The 22,396-nt window shown below is 60.6% G+C and carries 20 protein-coding genes, 1 rRNA gene and 1 pseudogene; 12 read left to right on the top strand and 10 right to left on the bottom strand.

The annotated features are described in order from the left end of the window. From AB5Y68_RS19190 to pepQ, 5 genes are all read right to left on the bottom strand, one after another. Window positions 1-66: ribosomal RNA gene (locus AB5Y68_RS19190) — 16S ribosomal RNA — on the bottom strand; the annotation flags it as partial. A gap of 445 nt (window positions 67-511) precedes the next feature. After that, window positions 512-1,036 (bottom strand): menaquinone-dependent protoporphyrinogen IX dehydrogenase, encoded by a 525-nt coding sequence (hemG, locus tag AB5Y68_RS19185; RefSeq protein WP_029313439.1) that lies wholly within the window; start codon window positions 1,034-1,036, stop codon window positions 512-514. 7 nt (window positions 1,037-1,043) lie between these two features. Continuing rightward, the gene (locus tag AB5Y68_RS19180) at window positions 1,044-2,501 is read right to left on the bottom strand and encodes a TrkH family potassium uptake protein (RefSeq protein WP_039041357.1); all 1,458 of its coding nucleotides are present in this window, start codon (window positions 2,499-2,501) and stop codon (window positions 1,044-1,046) included. Between the two features lie 36 nt (window positions 2,502-2,537). Further along, a complete protein-coding gene (locus AB5Y68_RS19175; protein ID WP_010672418.1) occupies window positions 2,538-3,155 on the bottom strand; it encodes a YigZ family protein in 618 nt (205 codons plus the stop codon). After that, on the bottom strand, window positions 3,155-4,477 hold the full coding sequence (gene pepQ, locus AB5Y68_RS19170) for a Xaa-Pro dipeptidase (protein WP_039041358.1): 1,323 nt from the start codon (window positions 4,475-4,477) through the stop codon (window positions 3,155-3,157). Before pepQ ends, AB5Y68_RS19175 begins: the two co-directional genes overlap by 1 nt. A gap of 196 nt (window positions 4,478-4,673) precedes the next feature. Here pepQ and AB5Y68_RS19165 point away from each other — a divergent pair, with 196 nt between their 5' ends. The 6 genes from AB5Y68_RS19165 (at window position 4,674) to AB5Y68_RS19140 (ending at window position 14,037) form a co-directional block, all read left to right on the top strand. After that, on the top strand, window positions 4,674-6,611 hold the full coding sequence (locus AB5Y68_RS19165; RefSeq protein ID WP_039041359.1) for an acetoacetate--CoA ligase: 1,938 nt from the start codon (window positions 4,674-4,676) through the stop codon (window positions 6,609-6,611). A gap of 204 nt (window positions 6,612-6,815) precedes the next feature. Beyond that, the gene (gene fadB / locus AB5Y68_RS19160; protein ID WP_039041360.1) at window positions 6,816-8,963 is read left to right on the top strand and encodes a fatty acid oxidation complex subunit alpha FadB; all 2,148 of its coding nucleotides are present in this window, start codon (window positions 6,816-6,818) and stop codon (window positions 8,961-8,963) included. Next, window positions 8,964-10,148, top strand: coding sequence for an acetyl-CoA C-acyltransferase FadA (gene fadA, locus AB5Y68_RS19155; protein ID WP_200886044.1), 1,185 nt, complete (start codon window positions 8,964-8,966; stop codon window positions 10,146-10,148). 347 nt (window positions 10,149-10,495) lie between these two features. Continuing rightward, complete coding sequence (locus AB5Y68_RS19150; RefSeq protein WP_010672413.1) at window positions 10,496-11,218, top strand: response regulator; 723 nt, start codon at window positions 10,496-10,498, stop codon at window positions 11,216-11,218. Between the two features lie 113 nt (window positions 11,219-11,331). After that, entirely contained in the window at window positions 11,332-12,777 is a 1,446-nt protein-coding gene (locus AB5Y68_RS19145) for an ATP-binding protein (protein ID WP_010672412.1), read from the top strand. A gap of 3 nt (window positions 12,778-12,780) precedes the next feature. Then, window positions 12,781-14,037: an ABC transporter substrate-binding protein gene (locus tag AB5Y68_RS19140; RefSeq protein WP_039041362.1), complete on the top strand. Its 1,257-nt coding sequence runs from the start codon at window positions 12,781-12,783 to the stop codon at window positions 14,035-14,037. Between the two features lie 44 nt (window positions 14,038-14,081). On the opposite strand, the gene AB5Y68_RS19135 is transcribed toward AB5Y68_RS19140, so the two are convergent. Beyond that, on the bottom strand, window positions 14,082-14,273 hold the full coding sequence (locus AB5Y68_RS19135; RefSeq protein ID WP_010672410.1) for a hypothetical protein: 192 nt from the start codon (window positions 14,271-14,273) through the stop codon (window positions 14,082-14,084). A 171-nt stretch (window positions 14,274-14,444) separates the two neighbouring features. Between AB5Y68_RS19135 and AB5Y68_RS19130 the strand changes: the two are divergent. The 3 genes and pseudogenes from AB5Y68_RS19130 to AB5Y68_RS19120 all read left to right on the top strand — a co-directional run. Continuing rightward, window positions 14,445-14,540: pseudogene (locus AB5Y68_RS19130) on the top strand (sulfurtransferase TusA); the annotation flags it as partial. A 124-nt stretch (window positions 14,541-14,664) separates the two neighbouring features. Continuing rightward, a complete protein-coding gene (tusA, locus tag AB5Y68_RS19125; protein WP_041214136.1) occupies window positions 14,665-14,910 on the top strand; it encodes a sulfurtransferase TusA in 246 nt (81 codons plus the stop codon). A gap of 18 nt (window positions 14,911-14,928) precedes the next feature. Then, entirely contained in the window at window positions 14,929-15,276 is a 348-nt protein-coding gene (locus AB5Y68_RS19120) for a RidA family protein (RefSeq protein WP_039041019.1), read from the top strand. Window positions 15,277-15,350: 74 nt separating this feature from the next. On the opposite strand, the gene AB5Y68_RS19115 is transcribed toward AB5Y68_RS19120, so the two are convergent. Next, a complete protein-coding gene (locus AB5Y68_RS19115) occupies window positions 15,351-16,007 on the bottom strand; it encodes an OmpA family lipoprotein (protein ID WP_010672405.1) in 657 nt (218 codons plus the stop codon). Between the two features lie 162 nt (window positions 16,008-16,169). Beyond that, entirely contained in the window at window positions 16,170-16,412 is a 243-nt protein-coding gene (locus tag AB5Y68_RS19110) for a hypothetical protein (protein ID WP_039041018.1), read from the bottom strand. 427 nt (window positions 16,413-16,839) lie between these two features. Here AB5Y68_RS19110 and AB5Y68_RS19105 point away from each other — a divergent pair, with 427 nt between their 5' ends. Next, the gene (locus AB5Y68_RS19105) at window positions 16,840-17,400 is read left to right on the top strand and encodes a cysteine hydrolase family protein (RefSeq protein ID WP_039041017.1); all 561 of its coding nucleotides are present in this window, start codon (window positions 16,840-16,842) and stop codon (window positions 17,398-17,400) included. Between the two features lie 55 nt (window positions 17,401-17,455). Here the strand turns inward: AB5Y68_RS19105 and AB5Y68_RS19100 are convergent, their stop codons facing one another. Continuing rightward, window positions 17,456-18,034 (bottom strand): DNA-3-methyladenine glycosylase I, encoded by a 579-nt coding sequence (locus AB5Y68_RS19100; protein WP_039041016.1) that lies wholly within the window; start codon window positions 18,032-18,034, stop codon window positions 17,456-17,458. Between the two features lie 187 nt (window positions 18,035-18,221). Here AB5Y68_RS19100 and glyQ point away from each other — a divergent pair, with 187 nt between their 5' ends. Both glyQ and glyS read left to right on the top strand, forming a co-directional pair. Next, the gene (glyQ, locus tag AB5Y68_RS19095; RefSeq protein ID WP_039041015.1) at window positions 18,222-19,145 is read left to right on the top strand and encodes a glycine--tRNA ligase subunit alpha; all 924 of its coding nucleotides are present in this window, start codon (window positions 18,222-18,224) and stop codon (window positions 19,143-19,145) included. 9 nt (window positions 19,146-19,154) lie between these two features. Then, window positions 19,155-21,236, top strand: a complete 2,082-nt coding sequence (gene glyS / locus AB5Y68_RS19090; RefSeq protein WP_039041014.1) for a glycine--tRNA ligase subunit beta — start codon at window positions 19,155-19,157, stop codon at window positions 21,234-21,236. A gap of 65 nt (window positions 21,237-21,301) precedes the next feature. On the opposite strand, the gene AB5Y68_RS19085 is transcribed toward glyS, so the two are convergent. Further along, window positions 21,302-22,201, bottom strand: coding sequence for a hypothetical protein (locus AB5Y68_RS19085; RefSeq protein WP_152610207.1), 900 nt, complete (start codon window positions 22,199-22,201; stop codon window positions 21,302-21,304). Window positions 22,202-22,396: the final 195 nt, after the last annotated feature.

The following is a 22,396-nucleotide window of genomic DNA, read 5'->3' as shown; positions in this document are numbered from 1 at the left end:
CTCGACTTGCATGTGTTAGGCCTGCCGCCAGCGTTCAATCTGAGCCATGATCAAACTCTTCAATTTAAGTTTGGTTGCTTCGAAAAGCGGCTCAACGAATTGCTGAATTAACTGCTGCAACTAAAAGTTGCTTTGGTCACTTCATCAGACATTGATATCAAAAATTGTTTTTGATGCTCGATGCTGCGAGTGCCCACACAGATTGCTTGATTCAAATTGTTAAAGAGCGTCACGCTTATCGCGTTGAGGAGGCGCATCTTACGCTCCTCACCTCGAAAGTCAAGCGGTTGTTTTCGCTTTTCTTTCGGCGCCCACTTCGCTAGGAAGCTGGCTCATCAGTTCGGCGTGGTCCGCCGTGCTGGTAGGGGCGCATTATAGGGAGCCGCGCCGTGATGACAAGGGCTATTTTGCGAAAAATAGTCCTTTTTACCGATTTGTGGCTCGAACGCCTACTTATCAAACAAAAAGCCCTGCTTACGCAGGGCTCTGGCCGCTCTGAATGACGTCACTGTTACTTTTTTGACCAAAATTCACGGGCAAAGCCGCGCACCTTGTCCCAGTCGGTGAATTCCAGATCCTTGCTGGTATCCGTGCTGCCCCCGGTGATCTTCATGATCAACTGGATGATGCGGGTCTGCCACCAGTTGTAACGGGAGTACTGCAATGCCCCGGCAAACACCCCCAGAGTTTTGGGCTTCCAGGGAGAGAGGCGCAGAAACTTCTTCATGTAGGCGTTGGTCTGCGGCGTCTGCTTCTCGGGCTTGCGTGCCGTCAGGTTCACGCAGAAGAACGCCGCATTGGCTACTTCCAGCTGTTCATGATGTGCGTGTATGAAGCTGAGCAGGCTGGGGTGGAAGTTACCGTAGCGAATGGAAGCGCCAATCAACACCTTGGCATACTTGCTGAGGTTGCACATGGGCAGGGTGTGCAGGTCGTGCATCACCACTTCGCATCCTGATATTTCCTCCAGCATGACATCCACGATTTTCCGCGTTTGCCCGTCCCGGGAAGAATAAAGCACCAAAATCTTGTCCATACCAACCTCAACTACGCCAGAATGCAGGAGTAAACAGTACCAGAAGTGTGAAGATTTCCAATCGACCAAACAACATGGCCACGATCAATATCCACTGGGCAGTAGCCGAGATATTGCCGAAGTTGGCCGACACCTCCCCCAGACCCGGCCCCACGTTGGTGAATGCCGCAGCCACGGCGGAGAAGGCCGTCACTTCGTTCAGCCCCGTCATCAGCAGCAACAGCATGAAGATGAAGAACAGGATGATGTAGGTGGCAAAGTAGCCCCAGACCGCTTCCACGATCCGCTCCGGTACGGCGCGGCGCCCCAGCTTCAAGGTGTAGATGGCCCGCGGATGCACCAGCCGTTTGAGTTCACGCATCCCCTGCAGGAACAGGATCATGAAACGCATCACCTTGATGCCCCCCCCGGTACTGCCGGCGCAGCAGCCGATGAAGGCGGAGAACATCAACAGCATGGGCAGAAAGGAGGGCCACTCCGCATAGCTGGTGGTGCTGTACCCCGTGGTCGTGCCCAGAGACACCGCCTGGAACAGGCCATGGTTGAGCGCATCCTGCCAGGTATCGTAGTGGCCGTGGAACAGCAGAGAGACGAAACAGATCAGCACCAGCACGCACTGGATGCTCAGAAACACCTTGAGCTCGGAGTCACGCAGATAACTGCTCACGCGCACCGGCTTGTGGGCAAACACCATGAAGTGCAGCGCGAAGTTGACGCTCGCCAGCAACAGGAACACCACTGTGATCAGGTTGATGGCCGGGCTGTCGAAGAAACCGATGCTGGCGTCGTGGGTCGAGAACCCCCCAACCGACAAGGTGGAGAAGGAGTGGCAGATGGCATCGAACAACGTCATCCCCGCCATCCAGTACGCGAGAGCGCAGAGGGAAGTCAGCAACAGATAGATGAACCAGAGCGCCTTGGCCGTCTCGGCGATGCGCGGGGTCACCTTGTTGTCCTTGACGGGCCCCGGGATCTCGGCGCGATAGAGCTGCATGCCCCCGATACCCAGCAGTGGCAGCACGGCCACCGCCAGCACGATGATCCCCATGCCACCGAGCCATTGCAGCAGCTGGCGGTAGAAGAGAAACGCCTTGGGCAGATTGTCCAGCCCGGTCAGCACCGTTGCGCCCGTGGTAGTCAGGCCGGAAAACGACTCGAAAAATGCCTCCGAGACCGACATGTTCGGCACGTCGCTGATGATGAAGGGGACGGCACCCACGCTCCCCAGCACCACCCAGAACAGCACCACGATGAGGAAGCCTTCCTTGGACCTGAGTTCCTTTTTCTGGTGGCGGTTGGGGAACCAGAGCAGGAGGCCGAGCAGGAGGGCTATGACGAAGGAGTTGACGAACTCGGTACCACCGCCATCACGATACCCAAAAGCGACCATCGCGGGCAGCAGCATGGTCGAGCTGAACAGGGCAACCAGCAGACCGACGATACGAATGATGCTCAGAATCTGCATTCCGGCTCCCTCTTCAGACTAAAAGAGCGATGGATTCTAGCCATCTAAGGGACGAAGGGATACCCGACCCTGGGTCCGGTCGGTCAATTCCTGTGCGATACGGGCCCAGAGTGCAGACTCCCACGCTACCTGAAGGGTGACGCTGGCACCATAATCGGCCACCAGCAACTGCCCTTGATGGGCAGAGATGAGGGACTCCACGGCCCCCATGTCGGTGTAGTCACACTGGATCACGGAAGAGGTCAGCTGACGCTTGATACAGGTTTCAAGTTGCTTGAGTGCTGCCCCCACACCACCGCCATAGGCCTTGACCAGGCCACCGGTCCCCAGCAGCACGCCACCGTAATAGCGCACCACCACGGCGGCGACTTCACCCAGGCCGGCCCCCATCAACTGGGCCAGCATGGGTTTGCCCGCTGTGCCCGAGGGTTCGCCATCATCACTGAAACCATAAACCTGGCTGTCTTGCGGGGCGCCGGCGACAAAAGCCCAGCAGTGATGCCGGGCTCCCGGGTGTTGCTGTTTGATCTCGTCTATCCAGGCCTTGGCGGCCTCGACGGTCGGAGTGTGGGCGATGTAGGTAATGAAGCGGCTCTTCTTGATCTCCTCGCTCACCTCCAGTGGGGCTGCCGGTATGGGGTAATCCGTCGCCATCAGAGCCCTGCTTGTCTGGTCAGGTTCTCCACCCCGTTGGCATGCAGCACCACGTTGTCCTCGATGCGAATGCCACCATAGGGACGCAGCGCCTCCACCTTGTTCCAGTTGACCCGCTTGCCCTGCTCACCCTGGCGCAGCGGCTCCAGCAGGCTGTCGATGAAGTAGAGACCCGGCTCTATGGTGAACACCTGGCCCACTTCCATCACCCGGGTGCAGCGCAGATAGGGGAACTGCTCGGGGGCCGCCAGGTGGGTGCCGCGCTCATCCTGCATGAAGCCGCCGGCATCGTGTACCTGCAGGCCGAGGAAGTGACCGAGACCGTGGGGGAAGAAGACATTGGTCACCCCGGTGTGGATCATCTCGTCCACCGACATGTCTACCAGTTCGGTGGCTTGCAGCAGGCGCGCCAGCCTGTGGTGCATCTGCAGGTGCAACTCGCTGTAGCGGCGGCCCGGCTTGATCTCGTCGATGATCTCCTGTTGCTGTGCATCCAGCGCTGCGATCAGATCGGCGAACTCACCGCGTCGCCAGGCCCAGGTTCGGGTAATGTCGGAGGCATAACCGTGCACGTCCACACCGGCATCGATGAGGAAGGAGTAACGCTCCGCATCCGGCACCCGCTGGGTGGAGAGATGGGTGTAGTGCAGGATGGCCGCATTGCGGTTGATGGCAACAATGTTGCCGTAGGGCGCCTCATTGGCCCCCTGTCCGACCGCCTTCATGTAGGCCAGGTTGATCTCGAACTCGCTCGCCCCCGCCATGAAGGAGTCCTTGGCCGCGATGTGGCCGCGCACGCCGATGCGGTTGGCATCGCGAAGACATTCCAGCTCATAGGGCGTCTTGTAGGCACGGTGGTAGTGCAGGTAGTTGAGGACCGCCTCCGGATTGGGCTGGCCCAGTCCCAGCAGCTCGGCCACTTCCAGATGGCCGCCCAGATAGGCCCACTCCTGCTTGTTGGCCGGCAGGTGATCGGCAACCTGCTCCGGGCGAGTCAGGAAGCGAATGTCGAAGAAATCGATCCAGAAGGAGTTGGGCAACTCCGCCACCTTGTGCCAGAAGTCCACCGGCCGGTAGAACAGCAGCACCGGCTTGTTCACCCCGTCCACCAGCAACCAGCAGTGAGGGTTGTCCAGCACCGGCAGCCAGGCCTTGAACTGGGGATTCACCTTGAAGGGATAATCCTGGTCATCGAGGAAGATACGATGAGTCTGGCCGGAGTGGATAGCGAGACCGCCAAGACCCTGTTGTTGCAGGATGTCGCGGGTACGCTGCTGAAGGGTGTCGTGATGCTGGGCAAAAAGTTGGCTGTAACTGCTCATGGCGTCCTGCTCCGGGCGAATGTGACTTCAGCATAACATCAAGCGAATCAAGGCTCGAGCCACCCGGCTTTCGCTTCGTGAGGTAACGCATAGGTTACAGGCTTTTTGTTATGAAGATAAAACAGACAATTAACAAACAAAGAACAATTCAATACACTGCCCACAGACAGTAGATATCAGCCGTCAGGAACGACTCATGCAAAACCTTTGTCTGTGGACACCGGATCAGGACAGGATGCAGCACTCCAACCTCCACCAGTTCATGGCCGAGGTCAATCACTTCCATGGTCTGCAACTGCGCAGCTATGCCGACCTGTATCAATGGTCGGTGGAGAAGACCACCCGCTTCTGGCCCCTGGTGTGGCAGCACTGCGGCGTCAAGGGCGAGCTTGGCAACATTGTGGCGGAGAACCGCCAGGATATGCAGCGCGCCCGCTGGTTCCCCGACAGCCAGCTCAACTTCGCCGAGAACCTGCTGCGCCGCCAGGATGAGAGCCCGGCCATCATCTCCCGCATCGAAGGGGGCCCAAGCCGGACCCTGAGCTGGCATGAGCTGGCAGATCAGGTCGCCCGCCTGGCCCACTGGCTTCGTAGCCAGGGTATAGGCCGGGGTGATGTGGTCGCAGCCTACCTGCCCAATATCCCGGAAACCGTGGTAGCCATGCTGGCAACCACCAGCCTCGGGGCGATCTGGACCTCCACCAGCCCCGATTTTGGCGAGGCCAGCGTGGTGGAGCGCTTCGGCCAGACCCGTCCCAGGGTGCTGTTCGCGGTGGATGGCTACCGCTACGGCGGCAAAGCCATCGACATTCAGGACAAGGTGGCCAGCGTCGTCGGTCAGCTCGACAGCCTAGAGCAGACGGTGATGATCCCCCTGCTCGGCAACCCGCTGCAGCTTGGTCACAACTGGCAGCAATTGCTGGCAAGCCAGCATGATGCCCAGCTCGCCTTCGAGACCATGGCCTTCAACGACCCGCTCTACATCCTCTACTCCTCCGGCACCACCGGCAAACCCAAGTGCATCGTGCACGGCATTGGCGGCACCCTGCTGCAACACCTGAAAGAGCACCAGTTGCACTGCGACATCAAGCCGGGGGAGCGCATCTTCTACTTCACCACCTGTGGCTGGATGATGTGGAACTGGCTGGTGAGCGCCCTCGCCTCCGGCGCCACCCTGGTGCTCTACGATGGTTCCCCCTTCTACCCGGATGGCAACGTGCTGTGGGATCTCGCACGGGACGAAGAGGTCACCCTGTTCGGCACCTCGGCCAAGTATCTCGATGCGCTGCACAAACAGGGTTATGCCCCCGTCAATACCCACGACCTGCCTGCCTTGCGCCTCATCTGCAGCACCGGATCCGTGCTGTCGCCGGAGGGGTTTGACTACGTTTACCAGCAGATAAAGCAGAATGTGCAGCTCAGCTCCATCTCTGGTGGCACCGACATCTGCTCCTGCTTCGTCATCGGCAACCCCTTGAGCCCCGTCTATCGCGGCGAGAGCCAGGGGCGCGGCCTCGGTCTCGCGGTGCAGGTATTCAACGAGGCGGGCCAGCCGGTGCTGGGTGAAAAGGGCGAACTGGTCTGCACCAAGCCGTTCCCGGCCCAGCCCATCTACTTCTGGGGGGACGAAAACGGCGACAAGTACCACGCCGCCTACTTCGAGCGGTTCGACAACATCTGGTGCCACGGGGACTGGATCGAGCTGACCCCGACTGGCGGCATCCTGTTCTACGGCCGCTCCGACGCGACCCTCAACCCGGGCGGCGTGCGCATCGGCACCAGCGAGATCTACCGCTATGTGGAACAACTCGACGAGGTGGAAGAGAGCATCGTCATCGGCCAGCAATGGAAACAGGACGAGCGGGTGGTGCTGTTCGTCAAGCTCAAGGCGGGTTGCAAGCTGGACAACGGGCTGCGTGAGCGGATTTGCCAGCAGATCAAGCGACACTGCACCGCCCGTCATGTGCCTGCCCGCATCCTGCAGGTGGATGCCATCCCCCGCACCAAGTCCGGCAAGATAGTGGAGCTGGCGGTGCGGGAAGTGGTGCACAACCGCCCCGTCAACAACACCCACGCCCTCGCCGATCCCGAGGTCTTGAACCAGTATCGCAATCGGCCGGAACTGGCTAGCTGATACCACGCTCATCTCCATCGGAGGCGCCGCAAGGCGCCTCTTTTTTGCCCGTTTTGTGATGAAGAGCTTTTACTCGACAACTGTTAAACAAATGTTTTAAATAGGTGTTGAAAATGTCTCCTTTTGGATCAATAGTGAGCCTCGCCCCCTGCTGGGGATAAAGGAGCACCATTCCCCACAGAGTGGGAACAAGGAGACACTCTCATGATCTACCAAGGCGAAACCCTGACGGTCAGCTACCTCGAAGACGGCATTGCCGAGCTGAGGTTCGATGCCCCGGGTTCAGTCAACAAGCTGGATCGCGCTACCCTGCTCTCCCTGAGCGAAGCGATCGCCGCATTACAGCAACAAGCCGATTTGAAGGGTCTGATCCTCACCTCCGGCAAAGACGCTTTCATCGTCGGCGCCGACATCACCGAATTCCTGGAACTGTTCGATCTGCCGCAAGAAGACCTGCTCGGCTGGCTGAAGAAGGCCAACGACATCTTCAGCGCCATCGAAGATCTGCCGGTGCCCACCCTCTCCGCCATCAAGGGCCATGCTCTGGGCGGCGGCTGCGAGACCATTCTCTCCACCGATTTCCGGTTGGCTGACACCAGCGCCAAGATTGGCCTGCCCGAGACCAAGCTCGGCATCATGCCCGGCTTTGGCGGCACTGTCCGTCTGCCGCGGGTGATCGGTGCCGACAACGCGCTGGAGTGGATCACCACCGGCAAGGATTACCGTGCCGATGACGCCCTCAAGGTGGGTGCCATCGATGCCGTGGTCGCCCCCGACGCGCTGCAGAGCGCCGCCGTGCAGATGATCAAGGACGCGATCAAAGGCAAGCTGGACTGGCAGGGCCGCCGCGCCGCCAAGAAGGCCCCGCTGCGCCTCTCCAAACTGGAAGCCATGATGAGCTTCACCACCGCCGCTGGTATGGTTGCCGCCGTGGCGGGCAAACACTATCCGGCCCCCATGGCCGCCGTGAAGACGGTGGAAGCCGCCGCCGGCATGGGCCGTGACGAAGCGCTGGCCGCCGAGGCCGCCACCTTCATCAAATTGGCGAAAACCGACGTGGCCAAGGCGCTGGTCGGGATCTTCCTCAACGATCAGCACATCAAGGCGCTGGCCAAGAAGGCTGCCAAGCAGGCAAACAAGGCCACCGGCCATGCCGCCGTACTGGGTGCCGGCATCATGGGGGGCGGCATCGCCTACCAGTCCGCCAGCAAGGGCATCCCGGCGGTGATGAAGGACATCAACGAGAAGGCGCTAGCACTTGGCATGAATGAGGCCACCAAGCTGCTCAACGGCCAGCTCGAGCGCGGTCGCATCGACGGCATCAAGATGGGCCAGGTGCTCTCCGCCATCACGCCGACCCTGAGCTATGACAACGTCAAGCATGTGGACGTGGTGGTCGAGGCCGTGGTCGAGAACCCGAAAGTGAAGGCGGCCGTGCTGAGTGAAGTGGAAGGGATCATCGGCGAAGACGCCGTGCTCGCCAGCAACACCTCCACCATCCCCATCTCCCTGCTGGCCAAGGGACTGAAGCGCCCCGAGAATTTCTGCGGCATGCACTTCTTCAACCCGGTGCACCGCATGCCACTGGTGGAGATCATCCGCGGCGAGCAAACTTCCGATGAAACCATCAACCGCGTGGTGGCCTACGCCGCCGCCATGGGCAAGTCCCCGGTGGTGGTCAACGACTGCCCCGGCTTCTTCGTGAACCGCGTGCTGTTCCCTTACTTCTTCGGCTTCAACAAGCTGGTCGCCGATGGCGCCGACTTCGCCGCCGTCGACAAGGTGATGGAGAAGGAGTTCGGCTGGCCCATGGGCCCTGCCTACCTGCTGGATGTGGTCGGCATCGACACCGGGCACCACGCCGGTGACGTGATGGCGCAAGGCTTCCCGGCGCGCATGAGCAAGGAAGGTCGTACCGCCATCGACGTAATGTATGACGCCAGCCGCTTCGGTCAGAAGAACGGCAAGGGCTTCTACGCCTACGAGCAGGACAAGAAGGGCAAGCCGAAGAAGGTGGCCGACGCAGCCAGCTACGAGCTGCTGGCCCCCATCGCCAAGCCGAAGCAGGATTTCGACAAGGAGGCCATCATCGCCCGCATGATGATCCCGATGATCAACGAGGTGGTGCTCTGCCTGGAAGAGGGCATAGTCGCCACGCCAGCCGAAGCCGACATCGCACTGGTCTACGGCCTGGGCTTCCCTCCCTTCCGCGGCGGCGTGTTCCGCTATCTGGACACTATCGGTCTGGATCGCTACGTGGCCATGGCCGACCAGTATGCCGACCTGGGCCCGCTCTACCGCGTCAGCGACAAGCTGCGCGAGATGGCTGCCCAGGGCAACACCTTCTACTGATTGCGGAAAGGAGATCCATTCATGAAAGACGTAGTCATTGTCGACTGTATCCGGACCCCGATGGGCCGGTCCAAGGGCGGCGCCTTCCGCAACGTGCGTGCAGAAGACTTGTCCGCGCACCTGATGAAATCCATCCTGCTGCGCAACCCCAACCTCGACCCGAACGAGATCGAGGATATCTACTGGGGCTGCGTGCAGCAGACCCTGGAGCAGGGCTTCAACATCGCCCGCAACGCCGCACTGCTGGCCGGCATTCCCAAGCAGGTGGGGGCGGTCACCGTCAACCGCCTGTGCGGCTCAAGCATGCAGGCGCTGCACGATGCCTCCCGTGCCATTCAGGTAGGTGATGGGGATATCTTCATCATCGGCGGCGTCGAGCACATGGGTCACGTGCCGATGAGCCACGGGGTGGACTTCCACCCCGGCATGGCCAAGTCGGTGGCGAAAGCCTCCGGCATGATGGGGCTGACCGCCGAGATGCTCGGCAAGCTGCACGGCATCAGCCGTCAACAGCAGGACGAGTTTGCCGCTCGCTCCCACCGCCGCGCTCACGCCGCCACCGTGGAAGGGCGTTTTGCCAAGGAGATCGTCGGGCTGGAAGGGCACGACGCCAGCGGCGCCCGCTTCTTCTACGACTACGACGAGGTGATCCGCCCGGAGACCACGGTCGATGGCTTAAGCCAGCTGCGCCCGGTGTTCGACCCGGTCAACGGCACCGTCACCGCCGGCACCTCCTCGGCCCTGTCCGATGGCGCCGCCGCCATGCTGGTGATGAGTGCGGATCGCGCCAAGGCCCTCGGCCTCACGCCCCGCGCCAGGGTGCGCGCCATGGCCATCGCCGGCTGTGACGCCGCCATCATGGGTTACGGCCCGGTGCCGGCCACCCAGAAAGCGCTCAAGCGGGCCGGGCTGACCATCGGCGACATCGACCTCTTCGAGCTGAACGAGGCGTTTGCCGCCCAGTCCCTGCCCTGCGTGAAGGATCTGGGTCTGCAGGATCTGGTGGACGAGAAGGTAAACCTGAACGGTGGCGCCATCGCCCTGGGTCACCCGCTCGGCTGCTCCGGTGCCCGCATCTCCACCACCCTGATCAACCTGATGGAAGAGAAGGACGCCACCCTGGGAGTCGCCACCATGTGCATCGGCCTGGGTCAGGGCATCGCCACCGTGTTCGAACGGGTGTAAGTGAATCACTCCTGACCGCTCACCGGTCAGGGACGCCGCCTCGGGGCGGCAACAACAGACAGAAGGCGGCCCTGCTTCCCGGCACAGCGGCCCCATCACGAATACCGGGTCGGCCTGCCGACCCTGCTGTCGAGTCTGTGGAACGCGCCACACGGGGTGCGCTCCTGCCGTCGGAATCTGCGTGTTGGCCGGCCCGTTTGGGTCGGCCTTTTTTATTCTTTTCCCGCGATCGGGGCCAATCCTGAGGCTATATTGCCCATAACTTCACATTAGAGGGGGGGCTTGCTTGCTTTTTGCTCCCCCGACAGGTTCAATCTGCACAAAAAAATGGGTGGATGCACATACATATGTCAACGAGCAAACAACTGCTTATCGTCGACGACGATCGGGAGATCCGCGAGCTGCTCAACGAGTACCTGACCCGGGCTGGTTTCGAGGTACTGACCGCGGCCGAAGGGAACGAGATGCGCCAACAACTGGCCCAGCACAGCCCGGACCTCATCATTCTGGACATCATGATGCCCGGCGACGACGGCTTTACCCTCTGCCAGCAGATCCGCCGCGACTCCCAGGTACCCATCATCATGCTGACCGCCGCCTCCGACGAAGCGGATCGGGTGATCGGTCTGGAACTTGGCGCCGACGACTACATCGCCAAGCCGTTCAGCCCGCGCGAACTGCAGGCCCGCATCAAGGCGCTGCTGCGCCGCGCCGAATTCCGCCAGCCGGAGAAAGAAAAGGAACCGAGCCGTCGGCTGCGCTTCGCCGAGTGGACCCTGGACACCCTGAGCCACCAGCTGACCCACGAAGATGGCAGTCTGCTGGATCTCTCCGGCAGCGATGCCCTGCTGCTCGGCATGTTCCTGCAGCAGCCCGGCGTGGTGCTGGACCGGGATACCATCTCGGACGCCACCCGCGGTCGCGAGAGCCTGCCCATGGAACGCGGCATCGATGTGCAGATCAGCCGCCTGCGCCAGAAGCTGGGTGACAACGGCAAGAGCCCGCGCATCATCAAGACCATTCGCGGCAGCGGCTACATGCTGATCGCCGAAGTCCACGAGATCCCGTAACAGACAGACGCTACGGCGAGACCTTGAACGGGCAGAAGAGAGACCCATCACGGGGCAACGGCAAGGCACAGAGGTAAGCACCCCATGCTGATCGACAAGAGACACACGCTGCCATGACGGGGCAGAAGTTCTGGCGGGCCCTGGTGCCCCGCTCCCTGCTGTCGCGGATGCTGCTGCTGTTGCTGCTCGCCATCCTGCTCTCCCAGACCATCCTCACCGGCATCTGGATGCAGCAGATCCAGAAGCGGGAGCTGGAGGGCATGCTCAGCACCACCCGCAACCTGGCGCTGTCGGCGGCTTCCACCGTCAACTTCTTCAAGTCCCTGCCCCTGCAATACCGCCACATTGCCCTGGATCAGCTGCGCAACATGGGCGGCAGCCGCTTCTTCGTCTCCCTGAACGAGGAAGAGATCCACATCAGCGCCATCCCCGACAGCGAGCGCAAGACGCTGGTGCTCAAAGAGGTGCAGGAGGTGCTCAGCCGCAAACTCTCCGACGCCATGGCGATCAAGGTGGACTTCTCCCGCCCCGAGGAGCTGCACGTCTTCAACAACGACACCCTGCTGGCGGATCTCCCCTCCTCCTGGGCCCGCTACACCCTGTCCCTGGAGCCCATCAATCCGCCGGTGCTGGTGACCCAGATCGAGATAGAACCGGGGGAGTGGCTCTATCTGGCGGCCCTGCTGCCCGCCCCCTACATGACGCTGGATGACACCGTGATGCCAAGCAATCAGGTGCGTTTCATCGCCCTGATGACGGTCTTCCTCTGCTTCTTCACCTTCATGCTGGTGCGCTGGCAGACCCGCCCCCTGCGTCGCCTCGCCAAGGCAGCGGTCAACCTCGGCAAGGACATCGACCAGCCGTCCCTCAAAGAGGAGGGTGCCTCCGAAATCGTGGCGGCGACCCGCGCCTTCAACATCATGCAGCAGCGCATTCGCCGCTTCATCGACGATCGGGAGCGCCTCTTCAGCTCCATCTCCCACGACCTCAAGACCCCCATCACCCGGCTGCGACTGCGGGTCGAACTGCTGGACGACGAGGTGCAGATCGCCAAGTTCAACAAGGACCTGGACGAGCTGGAGCTGATGGTCAAAGGGGCGCTGCAGACGGTCAAAGAGACGGACATTCACGAGAACCTTGAGCAGATCGACGTCAACGCCCTGCTGGAGCAGATGGCGGAGGCCATGAACCTGCACGAGGATCTGCTCACCATCGAGGGGCACTGCAAGTGGCCCTATCGCGGCAAGCTGCTGGCCCTCAAGCGCTGCATCGGCAACCTGGTGGACAACGGCATCAAGTACGGCCAGAAGGTGCGCATCATCATCATGGATGACGAGGAGATGTTGATCCTCTTCATCATGGACGAGGGGCCCGGTCTGCCGGACGATCAGTTCGAGCGCATCTTCGAGCCCTACTACCGCCTCAGCACCGATGCCGCCGGCACCGGGCTGGGCCTTGGCATCGCCCGCAACATAGCCCACGCCCACGGCGGCGACCTGGTGCTGGAAAATCGCCCCCAGGGCGGCCTGCAGGCCACCCTCTCCCTACCAAGGCAGTAATGTATGAAGTGGTTGTCTTTTTCTGTCATCGCCCTGCTCTCCCTGCCCGTTTGTGCCTCCCAGGTGGAGGTATTGCACTGGTGGACCTCCGGCGGCGAGGCCAGGGCCGTGGAAGTGCTCAAGTCCGAGTGGGCCGAACAGGGCAACCAGTGGAACGACTTCGCGGTACAGGGGGGGGGCGGCAAGAGCGCCATGACGGTGCTCAAGAGCCGGGCCCTGGCGGCAAACCCGCCGGAGGCAGCCCACCTCAAGGGGTTCGAGCTGCACGAGTGGGGCAGCCTGGGCTTTCTGCGCGACCTCACCCCCATGGCCGAGCACCTCGGCTGGTACCCTCAGCTGCCCCCCATGGTGCGCGATACCCTCAGCCAGAACGGCGCCCTGATGGCGGTCCCCACCGGCATCCACCGGGTCAACTGGCTGTGGCTCAACCGCAAGGTATTCGAGCGACAGGGGCTCAAGCCCCCCACCGACTGGGCCCAGTTCGTGGCGGTGGCGGACAAGCTCAAGGAGCAGGGCATCACCCCCCTCGCCATCGGCAATGAACCCTGGCAGATCGCGGTGCTGTTCGAAACGGTGGCCCTCGGCGAAGGGGGCAAGACCTTCTATCGCAAGGCCTTCCTCGAACAGGACAGCGCCACCCTGACCGGCCCCGACATGGTGCGGGTGCTGACCCGCTTCCAGCAGTTGCGCGCTTATGTGCCCGAGAAATACGCCGGCCTGAAATGGCACCAGGCCACCAACCTGCTGGAGAGCGGCGGCGCCGCCATGCAGGTGATGGGGGACTGGGTGAAAGGCGAGCTGAGTGCAGGCAACTACCGCCCCGGCGAGGATATCGAGTGCCTGCCAAGCCCGGGCAGCCAGGGGTTGTTCAGCTACAACCTCGACTCCATCGCCATGTTCAAGCAGCGGGATCCCGCCCAGTTGCAGGCCCAGGGCGAGCTGGCCAGGCTGTTGATGACGCCGCGCTTTCAGGAGGAGTTCAACCGGGTGAAGGGCTCCATCCCGGCGCTCATCAAGCCGGACATGAGCAAGTTCGATCGCTGCGCCATCCGCTCCTATCAGGATTTCCTCCACGCCGAGCAACAGGACAACCTGCTGCCCAGCATGGCGGAGGGGATGGCGGTGCCCACCAACATGCGCCAGGGGATCATGGATGTGCTGAGCAGCTTCTTCAACGACGCCAGGGCCAACCCCGAGCAGACGGCGCAGCAGCTGGAACGCGCCATGCGCTCGACCCGTTCCGGCGCGGAGCAGAAATGACAAAGGCGGACATCGTCCGCCTTTGAGTGCCAAGAGCCAGGCTCTCAGGAGGGATCGTTCTCGTCCTCATCCTCGTCGTAGTAGTCGCTGAGCTCGATCCAGAGCCCCAGCCCTATCATCACCATGGAGCCGAACCAGGTACCGGTATTACCTATCGGGCTGCCCAGCACTATCATGGCGAACGACAAGAACCCCATGCCTGCGTAGGCTTGCAATCTGCCGTAGGAGACCTGCATATTCACACCTCCTTGTTGAATATGGTTCAATTTTTATATTACTCATCGAGCGAAGCCTGGGTAGAGCCGGTTCACATTTTGGTAGCATATGCTGCATAACTGCCCCGTGGTTTGATTATTTTTTCGCCGTGAGTATCATTGCTGGCCGAATTGGTTGAAGGTTGATTATTGATGAGTGCTTTATTCTGCGGCGCAACGCACGAGTTGGACGCAATCGGGCTTCGTTGCCCCGAGCCCGTGACGATGGCGCGCAAGAAGGTGCGGCTGAAGGTTGATTATTCATGAGTACTGTATTCTGCAATGCGACCCACGAGCTGGACGCAATTGGGCTTCGTTGCCCCGAACCCGTGACGATAGCGCGCAAGAAGGTGCGGCTGAAGGTTGATTATTCATGAGTACTGAATTCTGCAATGCGACCCACGAGCTGGACGCAATCGGGCTTCGTTGCCCCGAACCCGTGATGATGGTTCGCAAGAAAGTGCGGCTGATGGCGGATGGGGAGACCCTGCTGGTCAGCGCCGACGACCCCTCCACCACCCGCGACATTCCCAGCTTCTGCCGCTTCATGGACCATACCCTGGTCGCCAGCGAGACTGAGCAGGCCCCTTACCGCTACCTGATCCGCAAGGGTCAATAACCCCGTACCGGAGCAAACATGACAACCATTACCCGTATCGGGACCACCCAGCGCTGGTCTGATGTGGTCATCCACAACGGCACCCTCTACGTGGTGGAAGTGCCCGCCACCGAGACCGCCGACATCCACCAGCAGACCCGTGAAGTGCTGGAAAGCCTGCAGCGTCTGCTGGAAGCCAACGGCTCCGGCGTCGACAGGATCCTGATGGCCAACATCTATCTCAAGGACATTGAAGACATCGCCGCCTTCAACGCGCAGTGGGATGCCTGGATCCCGGCGGGCACAGCGCCGGTCCGTGCCTGCGTACAAGCCCGCCTCGCTCACGAAGGCTACAAGGTGGAAGTGCAGCTGACTGCAGCCGTCTAAAGCCCGCAACGCCTAATAACAAAAGGCCCCGCCATCGCTGGCGGGGCCTTTTTCATGGCATCGAACCGGACCTCTTAGGCGGTCGGGGTCAGGGTGATGGTCACCCGACGGTTCTGGGCCTTGCCTTCGGCGGTGCTGTTGCTGGCCACCGGCTGATCCGGACCCACACCGCTGATGGCGATGCGGCTGCCGGACACGCCCTGGCCGATCAGCTGGGCGGCGACGGCATCGGCGCGATCCCGGGAGAGCTTCATGTTCAGCTCGCGGGAGCCGGTGCTGTCGGTGTGGCCGACCACGTTCAGACGGGTCTTGTCGAACTCGGCAACCACCAGGGCCACGCCGGACAGAGTGTTGGCACCGGCGGCTTTCAGCTGGGCGCTGGAGCTGTCGAAGGTGACGTTGTTCGGCATGTTGAGGATCAGCTGATCACCGTTGCGGGTCACGCTGACGCCGGTGCCTTGCAGCTTCTCGCGCAGCTTGGCTTCCTGCACATCCATGTAGTAACCGATACCGCCACCCAGGGCCGCACCGGCGGCGACGCCAGTCAGGATGCCCTTTTTGCGGTCGCCCTTGCTGGAGGAGAGCGCCCCCACGGCTGCGCCGGTCGCCGCACCCGCCAACGCGCCCCAGGCGCCCTTGGAGGTCTGGGATTCACCGGTATAGGGGTTGGTGGTACAGCCAGTGATGGCGACGGTCAGGGCAAGTGCAGGAACCAGTTTCTTGAAATGCATGAAAAAACCTCTGAAAAAGAACGACTCTAGCCGATGGCCGCGCATTCTAACCCAGAGAGGCGCCAGAGTGTGACGCGCGCATTGCGAAGATGGGCAGGGGGCAACACGCCCCCCTGCCCCTAGCGACTTACCCGGTGCAGGCCGTCTTCGGACGGGCCCGCATCAATATTTGATATCCCGGGCCTTGTCTCGCCCCTCCTGCTTGTTGTCACGATGCTCCTGGCGGCAGTCGGCATTGCCCACCACCCCCTCACGACACTCCTGTTTCGCGTCACGGGACTCCTGACGGGTATCCTGACGCACATCGCGGGCGTCACGGCGCTCCTGGGCCTGCTTGGTGGCCTGTGCAGGCAGGGCGGCCAGCAAGGCGGTGGCGGCAAGCAGCGCCAATACGGACTTCTTCATGATGGCTCCTTCGCCAGACAACCTGAACCGGTCCGGCGTCTTTCAATGATAGGGGAGGGGCAAGATCCCGGTAGCGCAGACTCGGCCCTCGGGGGCGTCGTCTGTGCAACCTCGGACCTTCTTGCACAGGGCCGGCTTCCCCTCATGTTTGCCCTGACGAGCAACGTCATCCCCAGAGTGCAGCCGATCAGGCCGGGGAAGAGAGGGCGAACGGCGCTCAGTGACACGGGACTCCCTCGTGATGACGATCCCGATGGTGAACCCGTGTGACTGTATCCCGGCTGTACCAAGGGGCGAAAAGGCCCCTGGCCCGGTGCAACGGCAACATGCTCCATGGGTCTGGCGCGATGGAGCCCCCCCATATGCGGGTTGTCTCATAAGAGCCCATGACCCCAGAGTGGGTGACATTTCTCACGGAGCCATGACCATGTCGTCCCTTTCCCGCCCCGCGCTGCTCATCATCGACATCCAGGTGGGCCTCCTTCACGGCCCGGAAGCCCCCCATGCCGGGGCCGAGACCCTGGCCAACATCAATCGCCTGAGCCAGGCGGCCCGCAGTGCCGCTCTCCCTGTGCTGGCGGTGCGCCACACGGGCCCGGCCGGCAGCCCCATCGCCGCCGGCAGTCCGTTCTGGCAGCTTGCGCCTGAGCTGGTCGTCGGCGAGGCCGATCGGGTGTTCGACAAGCAGCGCCCCAGCGCCTTCCATGGCACCGGTCTTGATGGCTGGCTGAAAGAGGACGGCGTGCAGACCCTGATCGTCACCGGCATGAAGACCCAGTACTGCATCGACACAACCTGCCGGGCGGCGGCAGATCTCGGCTACACCGTAGTGCTGGTGAGCGATGCCCACACCTGCATGGACACGCCGCAACTGACCGCCCCCCAGATCATCGCCCATCACAACGCCACCCTGGCCGGCCCCTTCGTGCGGCTGATGAGCAGCCACGAGGTGTGCGAGGCGCTCGACCGCACCCTTGAGCCCTGCTGATTCAGAGCAAAAAAAGAAGGGAGGCTTGAGCCTCCCTTCTTCGTGCATTTCCCCTTCACGTCGCCGCTGCTTGCTGGCACTCGGCGTGGCAGGGGCAGGTCACCAGATGATCGTTCACCATGCCCACCGCCTGCATGAAGGCATAGCAGATGGTGCTGCCGACGAAGGTGAAGCCGCGCTTCTTGAGGGCCTTGGACATGGCATCCGACTCCGGCGAGGTCGCCGGAATGTCGCCGTTGCCCTGACGCTGGTTGACGATGGGGGCGCCGCCCACGAAGCCCCACAGATAATCGACGAAGTCGATGCCTTCCGCCTCCAGCGCCAGATAGGCGCGGGCGTTTTTGATGATCGACTGCACCTTGAGCCGGTTGCGAATGATGCCGGTATCCTGCATCAGCCGTTCCACATCCTGGTCGTCGAACTGCACGATGCGCACCGGATCAAAATCCGCATAGGCGCGATGGTAGCTCTCGGTGCGCTTGAGGATGGTGATCCACGACAGCCCCGCCTGTTGACCATCGAGGCAGAGCTTGGCAAACAACTCGCGGGCGTCATACACCGGCCTGCCCCACTGCTTGTCATGGTATTCGATGTATTCCGGGTCTCTGGTCACCCAGGCGCAGCGCAGTTCCATTTCCTCTCCCCTGTTTTTCATCGGCCATCGGCAGGCCGCTTGCGTCGGCGACATCATAGGGCAAGCGGCAACATAGCCCCACTAATCCCCTGTAATTTCGCCTATTATCCGACCATGCCAGACGGTATACTCCCTCGGTTCACATTCAGCAAATCTTGCTCTGATTTCATTTCGCGCGAAAAACACTATGCAAAAATTCGATGTCAAAACCTTTCAGGGCCTGATCCTGCAGTTGCAGGACTATTGGTCCCGCCAGGGCTGTACCATCATTCAGCCGCTGGATATGGAAGTGGGTGCCGGTACCTCCCACCCCATGACCTGCCTGCGCGCCCTGGGCCCGGAGCCCATCGCCTGCGCCTACGTACAACCGTCCCGCCGTCCGACTGACGGCCGCTACGGTGAAAACCCGAACCGCCTGCAGCACTACTACCAGTTCCAGGTGATCATCAAGCCCTCCCCCGACAACATTCAGGAACTCTATCTGGGCTCCCTGAAAGAGTTAGGTCTGGATCCCGAGATCCACGACATCCGCTTCGTGGAAGACAACTGGGAAAACCCGACGCTGGGTGCCTGGGGTCTGGGCTGGGAAGTGTGGCTGAACGGCATGGAAGTGACCCAGTTCACCTACTTCCAGCAGGTTGGCGGCCTCGAATGCAAGCCGGTCACCGGCGAGATCACCTACGGTCTCGAGCGTCTGGCCATGTACATCCAGGGCGTCGACAGCGTCTACGACCTGGTCTGGTCTGACGGCCCCCTGGGCAAGACCACCTACGGCGACGTGTTCCACCAGAACGAAGTGGAGCAATCCACCTACAACTTCGAACACGCCGATGTGGAGTTCCTGTTCCACTGCTTCGAGCAGTACGAGAAGGAAGCCCAGAACCTGCTGGCACTGGAAAAACCGCTGCCGCTGCCTGCCTACGAGCGCATCCTCAAAGCCGCTCACTCCTTCAACCTGCTGGATGCCCGCAAGGCCATCTCGGTCACCGAGCGTCAGCGCTACATCCTGCGCATTCGCACCCTGACCAAGGCCGTGGCAGAGGCATACTACGCCTCCCGCGAAGCGCTGGGCTTCCCTATGTGTCAGCGCAGTGAGAACAAGCAAGGTTAAGGAACGGACATGGCACAACATACATTTCTGGTAGAGATCGGTACTGCTGAGCTGCCGCCCAAAGCCCTGCGCTCCCTGGCCGAAGCCTTTGCCGACAACTTCAAAGCCGAACTGACCAAGGCCGATCTGGCCTTCGGCGACGTCGAGTGGTTTGCTTCACCGCGCCGTCTGGCGCTGAAGGTAAGCGAGCTGGCTGGCGAACAGCCGAGCAAGAGCGTCGAGAAGCGCGGCCCGGCCGTGGCCCAGGCGTTCGATGCCGAAGGCAAGCCGACCAAGGCTGCCGAAGGCTGGGCCCGTGGCAACGGCATCACCGTTGAGCAGGCCGAGCGTCTGGTCACCGACAAGGGCGAGTGGCTGGTTCACACCGCCAAGGTTGAAGGTCGTCCGGCCAAAGAATTGCTGGGCGAGCTGGTTAGCCAAGCACTGGCCAAGCTGCCGATCCCGAAAATGATGCGCTGGGGCGACAAGACCATCCAGTTCGTGCGTCCGGTCTTCACCGTGACCCTGCTGCTGGATGGGGATCTGGTGCCCGCCCACATTCTGGGTATCGACTCTGCCCGCACCATCCGCGGCCACCGCTTTATGGGCGAGAGCGAGTTCACCATCGACAACGCCAGCCAGTACCCGCAGATCCTGCAGGAGCGCGGCATGGTGATTGCCGACTTCATGGCGCGCAAGGCCAAGATCAAGGCTGACGTCGAAGCGGCCGCTGCCGCCTTCGGTGGCGTGGCCGATCTGGACGACGCCCTGCTGGAAGAAGTGACCGCACTGGTCGAGTGGCCGGTGGTGCTGACCGCCAACTTCGAAGAGAAGTTCCTGGCCGTGCCGGCTGAAGCGCTGGTGCACACCATGAAGGGTGACCAGAAGTACTTCCCGGTCTACGACAAGAACGGCAAGCTGCTGCCGAAGTTCATCTTCGTCACCAACATCGAGTCCAAAGACCCGAGCCAGATCATCAGCGGCAACGAGAAAGTGGTTCGCCCCCGTCTCTCTGACGCCGAGTTCTTCTTCAAGACCGACCTCAAGCAGACCCTGGCCTCCCGCCTGCCGCGCCTTGAAACCGTGCTGTTCCAGCAACAGCTCGGCACCGTCAAGGCCAAGGTCGAGCGCATCGAGACCGTTGCCGGCTTTATCGCCGAGCGCATCAGTGGTGGCGATAGTGCCGACGTGGCTCAGGCCAAGCGTGCCGGTCTGCTCTCCAAGTGTGACCTGATGACCAACATGGTCGGCGAGTTCACCGACACCCAGGGTGTCATGGGGATGCACTACGCCCGTCACGATGGCGAAGACGAAGCGGTTGCCGTGGCCCTCAACGAGCAGTACATGCCGCGCTTTGCCGGTGATGCCCTGCCGTCCGGTCTGGTTGCCTGCGCCGTCGCGCTGGCCGACAAGTTCGACACCCTGGCCGGTATCTTCGGCATCGGCATGCTGCCTAAAGGCGACAAGGATCCCTTCGCCCTGCGCCGCGCCGCCATCGGTGCCCTGCGCATCATGACCGAGAAGCAGCTGGATCTGGATCTGGTTGAACTGGTGGAAGAGGCGGTACGCGTCTACGGCGACAAGCTGACCAACAAGACCGTCGTCACCGACGTGGTCGACTTTATGCTGGGTCGCTTCCGCGCCGCCTATCAGGACGAAGGCATCGGTGCCGACGTGGTGCTGGCCGTACTGGCCCGCCGCCCGACCCGTCCGCTCGACTTCGATCGTCGCGTCAAGGCCGTCAGCCACTTCCGCACGCTGGATGCCGCCCTGGCACTGGCTGCCGCCAACAAGCGCGTGAGCAACATTCTGGCCAAGGTCGAGGTTCCACTGCCCACTACCGTCAAACCGGAACTGCTGGTCGATGCCGCCGAGAAGGCGCTGGCCACCCAGGTTGCCGAACTGCAAGCCGAACTGGCCCCGCTGTTCGCCGCCGGTGACTATCAGGCTGCCCTCACCCGTCTGGCCGCCCTGCGCGAGCCGGTCGACACCTTCTTCAACGAGGTGATGGTGATGGCCGACGACGAAGCCCTCAAGGCCAACCGTCTGGCGCTGCTGAACAACCTGCGCAACCTGTTCCTGCAAGTAGCGGATATCTCCCTGCTGCAGTGATGTTGGTTGGGTGAGTGATATAAAAAACGGCGCCGTTAAGGCGCCGTTTTGTTAGCAATAATAATTCAAAATGGAATTTCATCATTTAACCTCTCAACCTCTACAAAATATATTATCTGAGATGCTGCAACACCGAGAATATATTCAGCCACCTCTAATGTAGCAACGCCACCTTCTGCTCCACCATGCCCCACTCCATTTCCACCGCTGCGATAGGCATAAATCCCTTCTATTGTTTTTACCAATGCTTTGGGTATTTCATAGTCATTAGTTTTCAAAAACCATTTTGCCAAGTCACCTAAAGTTGCAGCTTTAGATGCGGGAAATAATGCTTTCCCGGCTGCCTCGACTGCACAAACAGCCTCTTTCACGCAATTCTCATAATCAGGAGCAGTAGGATTTCTGAAAAAATTAAGAGCTTTTGTATAGTGTTTTCTTGACTCATTTAACCTACTATCACCCATGACAACATGTGCTCTAGTTACTTTATCTTCGGTATGCCTGCGACCGCGGCGTCTCACAACACCATCAGAAAACTCAAATGCCAAATTCTCCTCAAGAATAAGACGTTCAATTTCACTTGCTATATATATTTGAACATCTCTTTTCTCTTTGACTAACTCTATATTTACATAACCCTGAAAAACATCCTGAGCTAGGTACTCATATATTCTTTCACAAAAATCAAATGCCTTATCCCACGCCAAAGAAAATAAAAGTTCCTCTACGTCAGATTTTGCTTTCTCAATGTCTCTGACTAATGATCTGTCATATAAAACAGGTTGAACTCTAGATATCCTTTGCAACTCCTTAGCTATAGTTGGCCAGCTTGGTATATATCCTTTCTCTTCCAGATCGTAAAGCATATGAAGAACAGCCACCTTGGCACTATCGGGAAAAGAATTATCTATATGTTGATATGCCCCACGATTTCTAGCTGAAAATGGTGCTTTTGTTTCTGTCACAACAATCACCTTCCTATATTGCACGCTGAATATTAAGTCCATTCGTCTGACAACAGAATAATCTGTTTTATCATAAAGTTAACTCTTTTATGATTGGTTATTGACGCTCGTTGCTTGATTAGATGGTAAGAATCTGTAGGTTCGATTAGCCGTCAGGCGTAATCGGACGTTCGCGTAAATGAATTCACCCGCTAT

Origin of the sequence: Aeromonas sp. R6-1, from assembly GCF_040908165.1 — a bacterium.
Classification (GTDB): Bacteria; Pseudomonadota; Gammaproteobacteria; order Enterobacterales; family Aeromonadaceae; genus Aeromonas; species Aeromonas caviae.
This window is presented reverse-complemented; position numbering and strand designations above follow the sequence as displayed.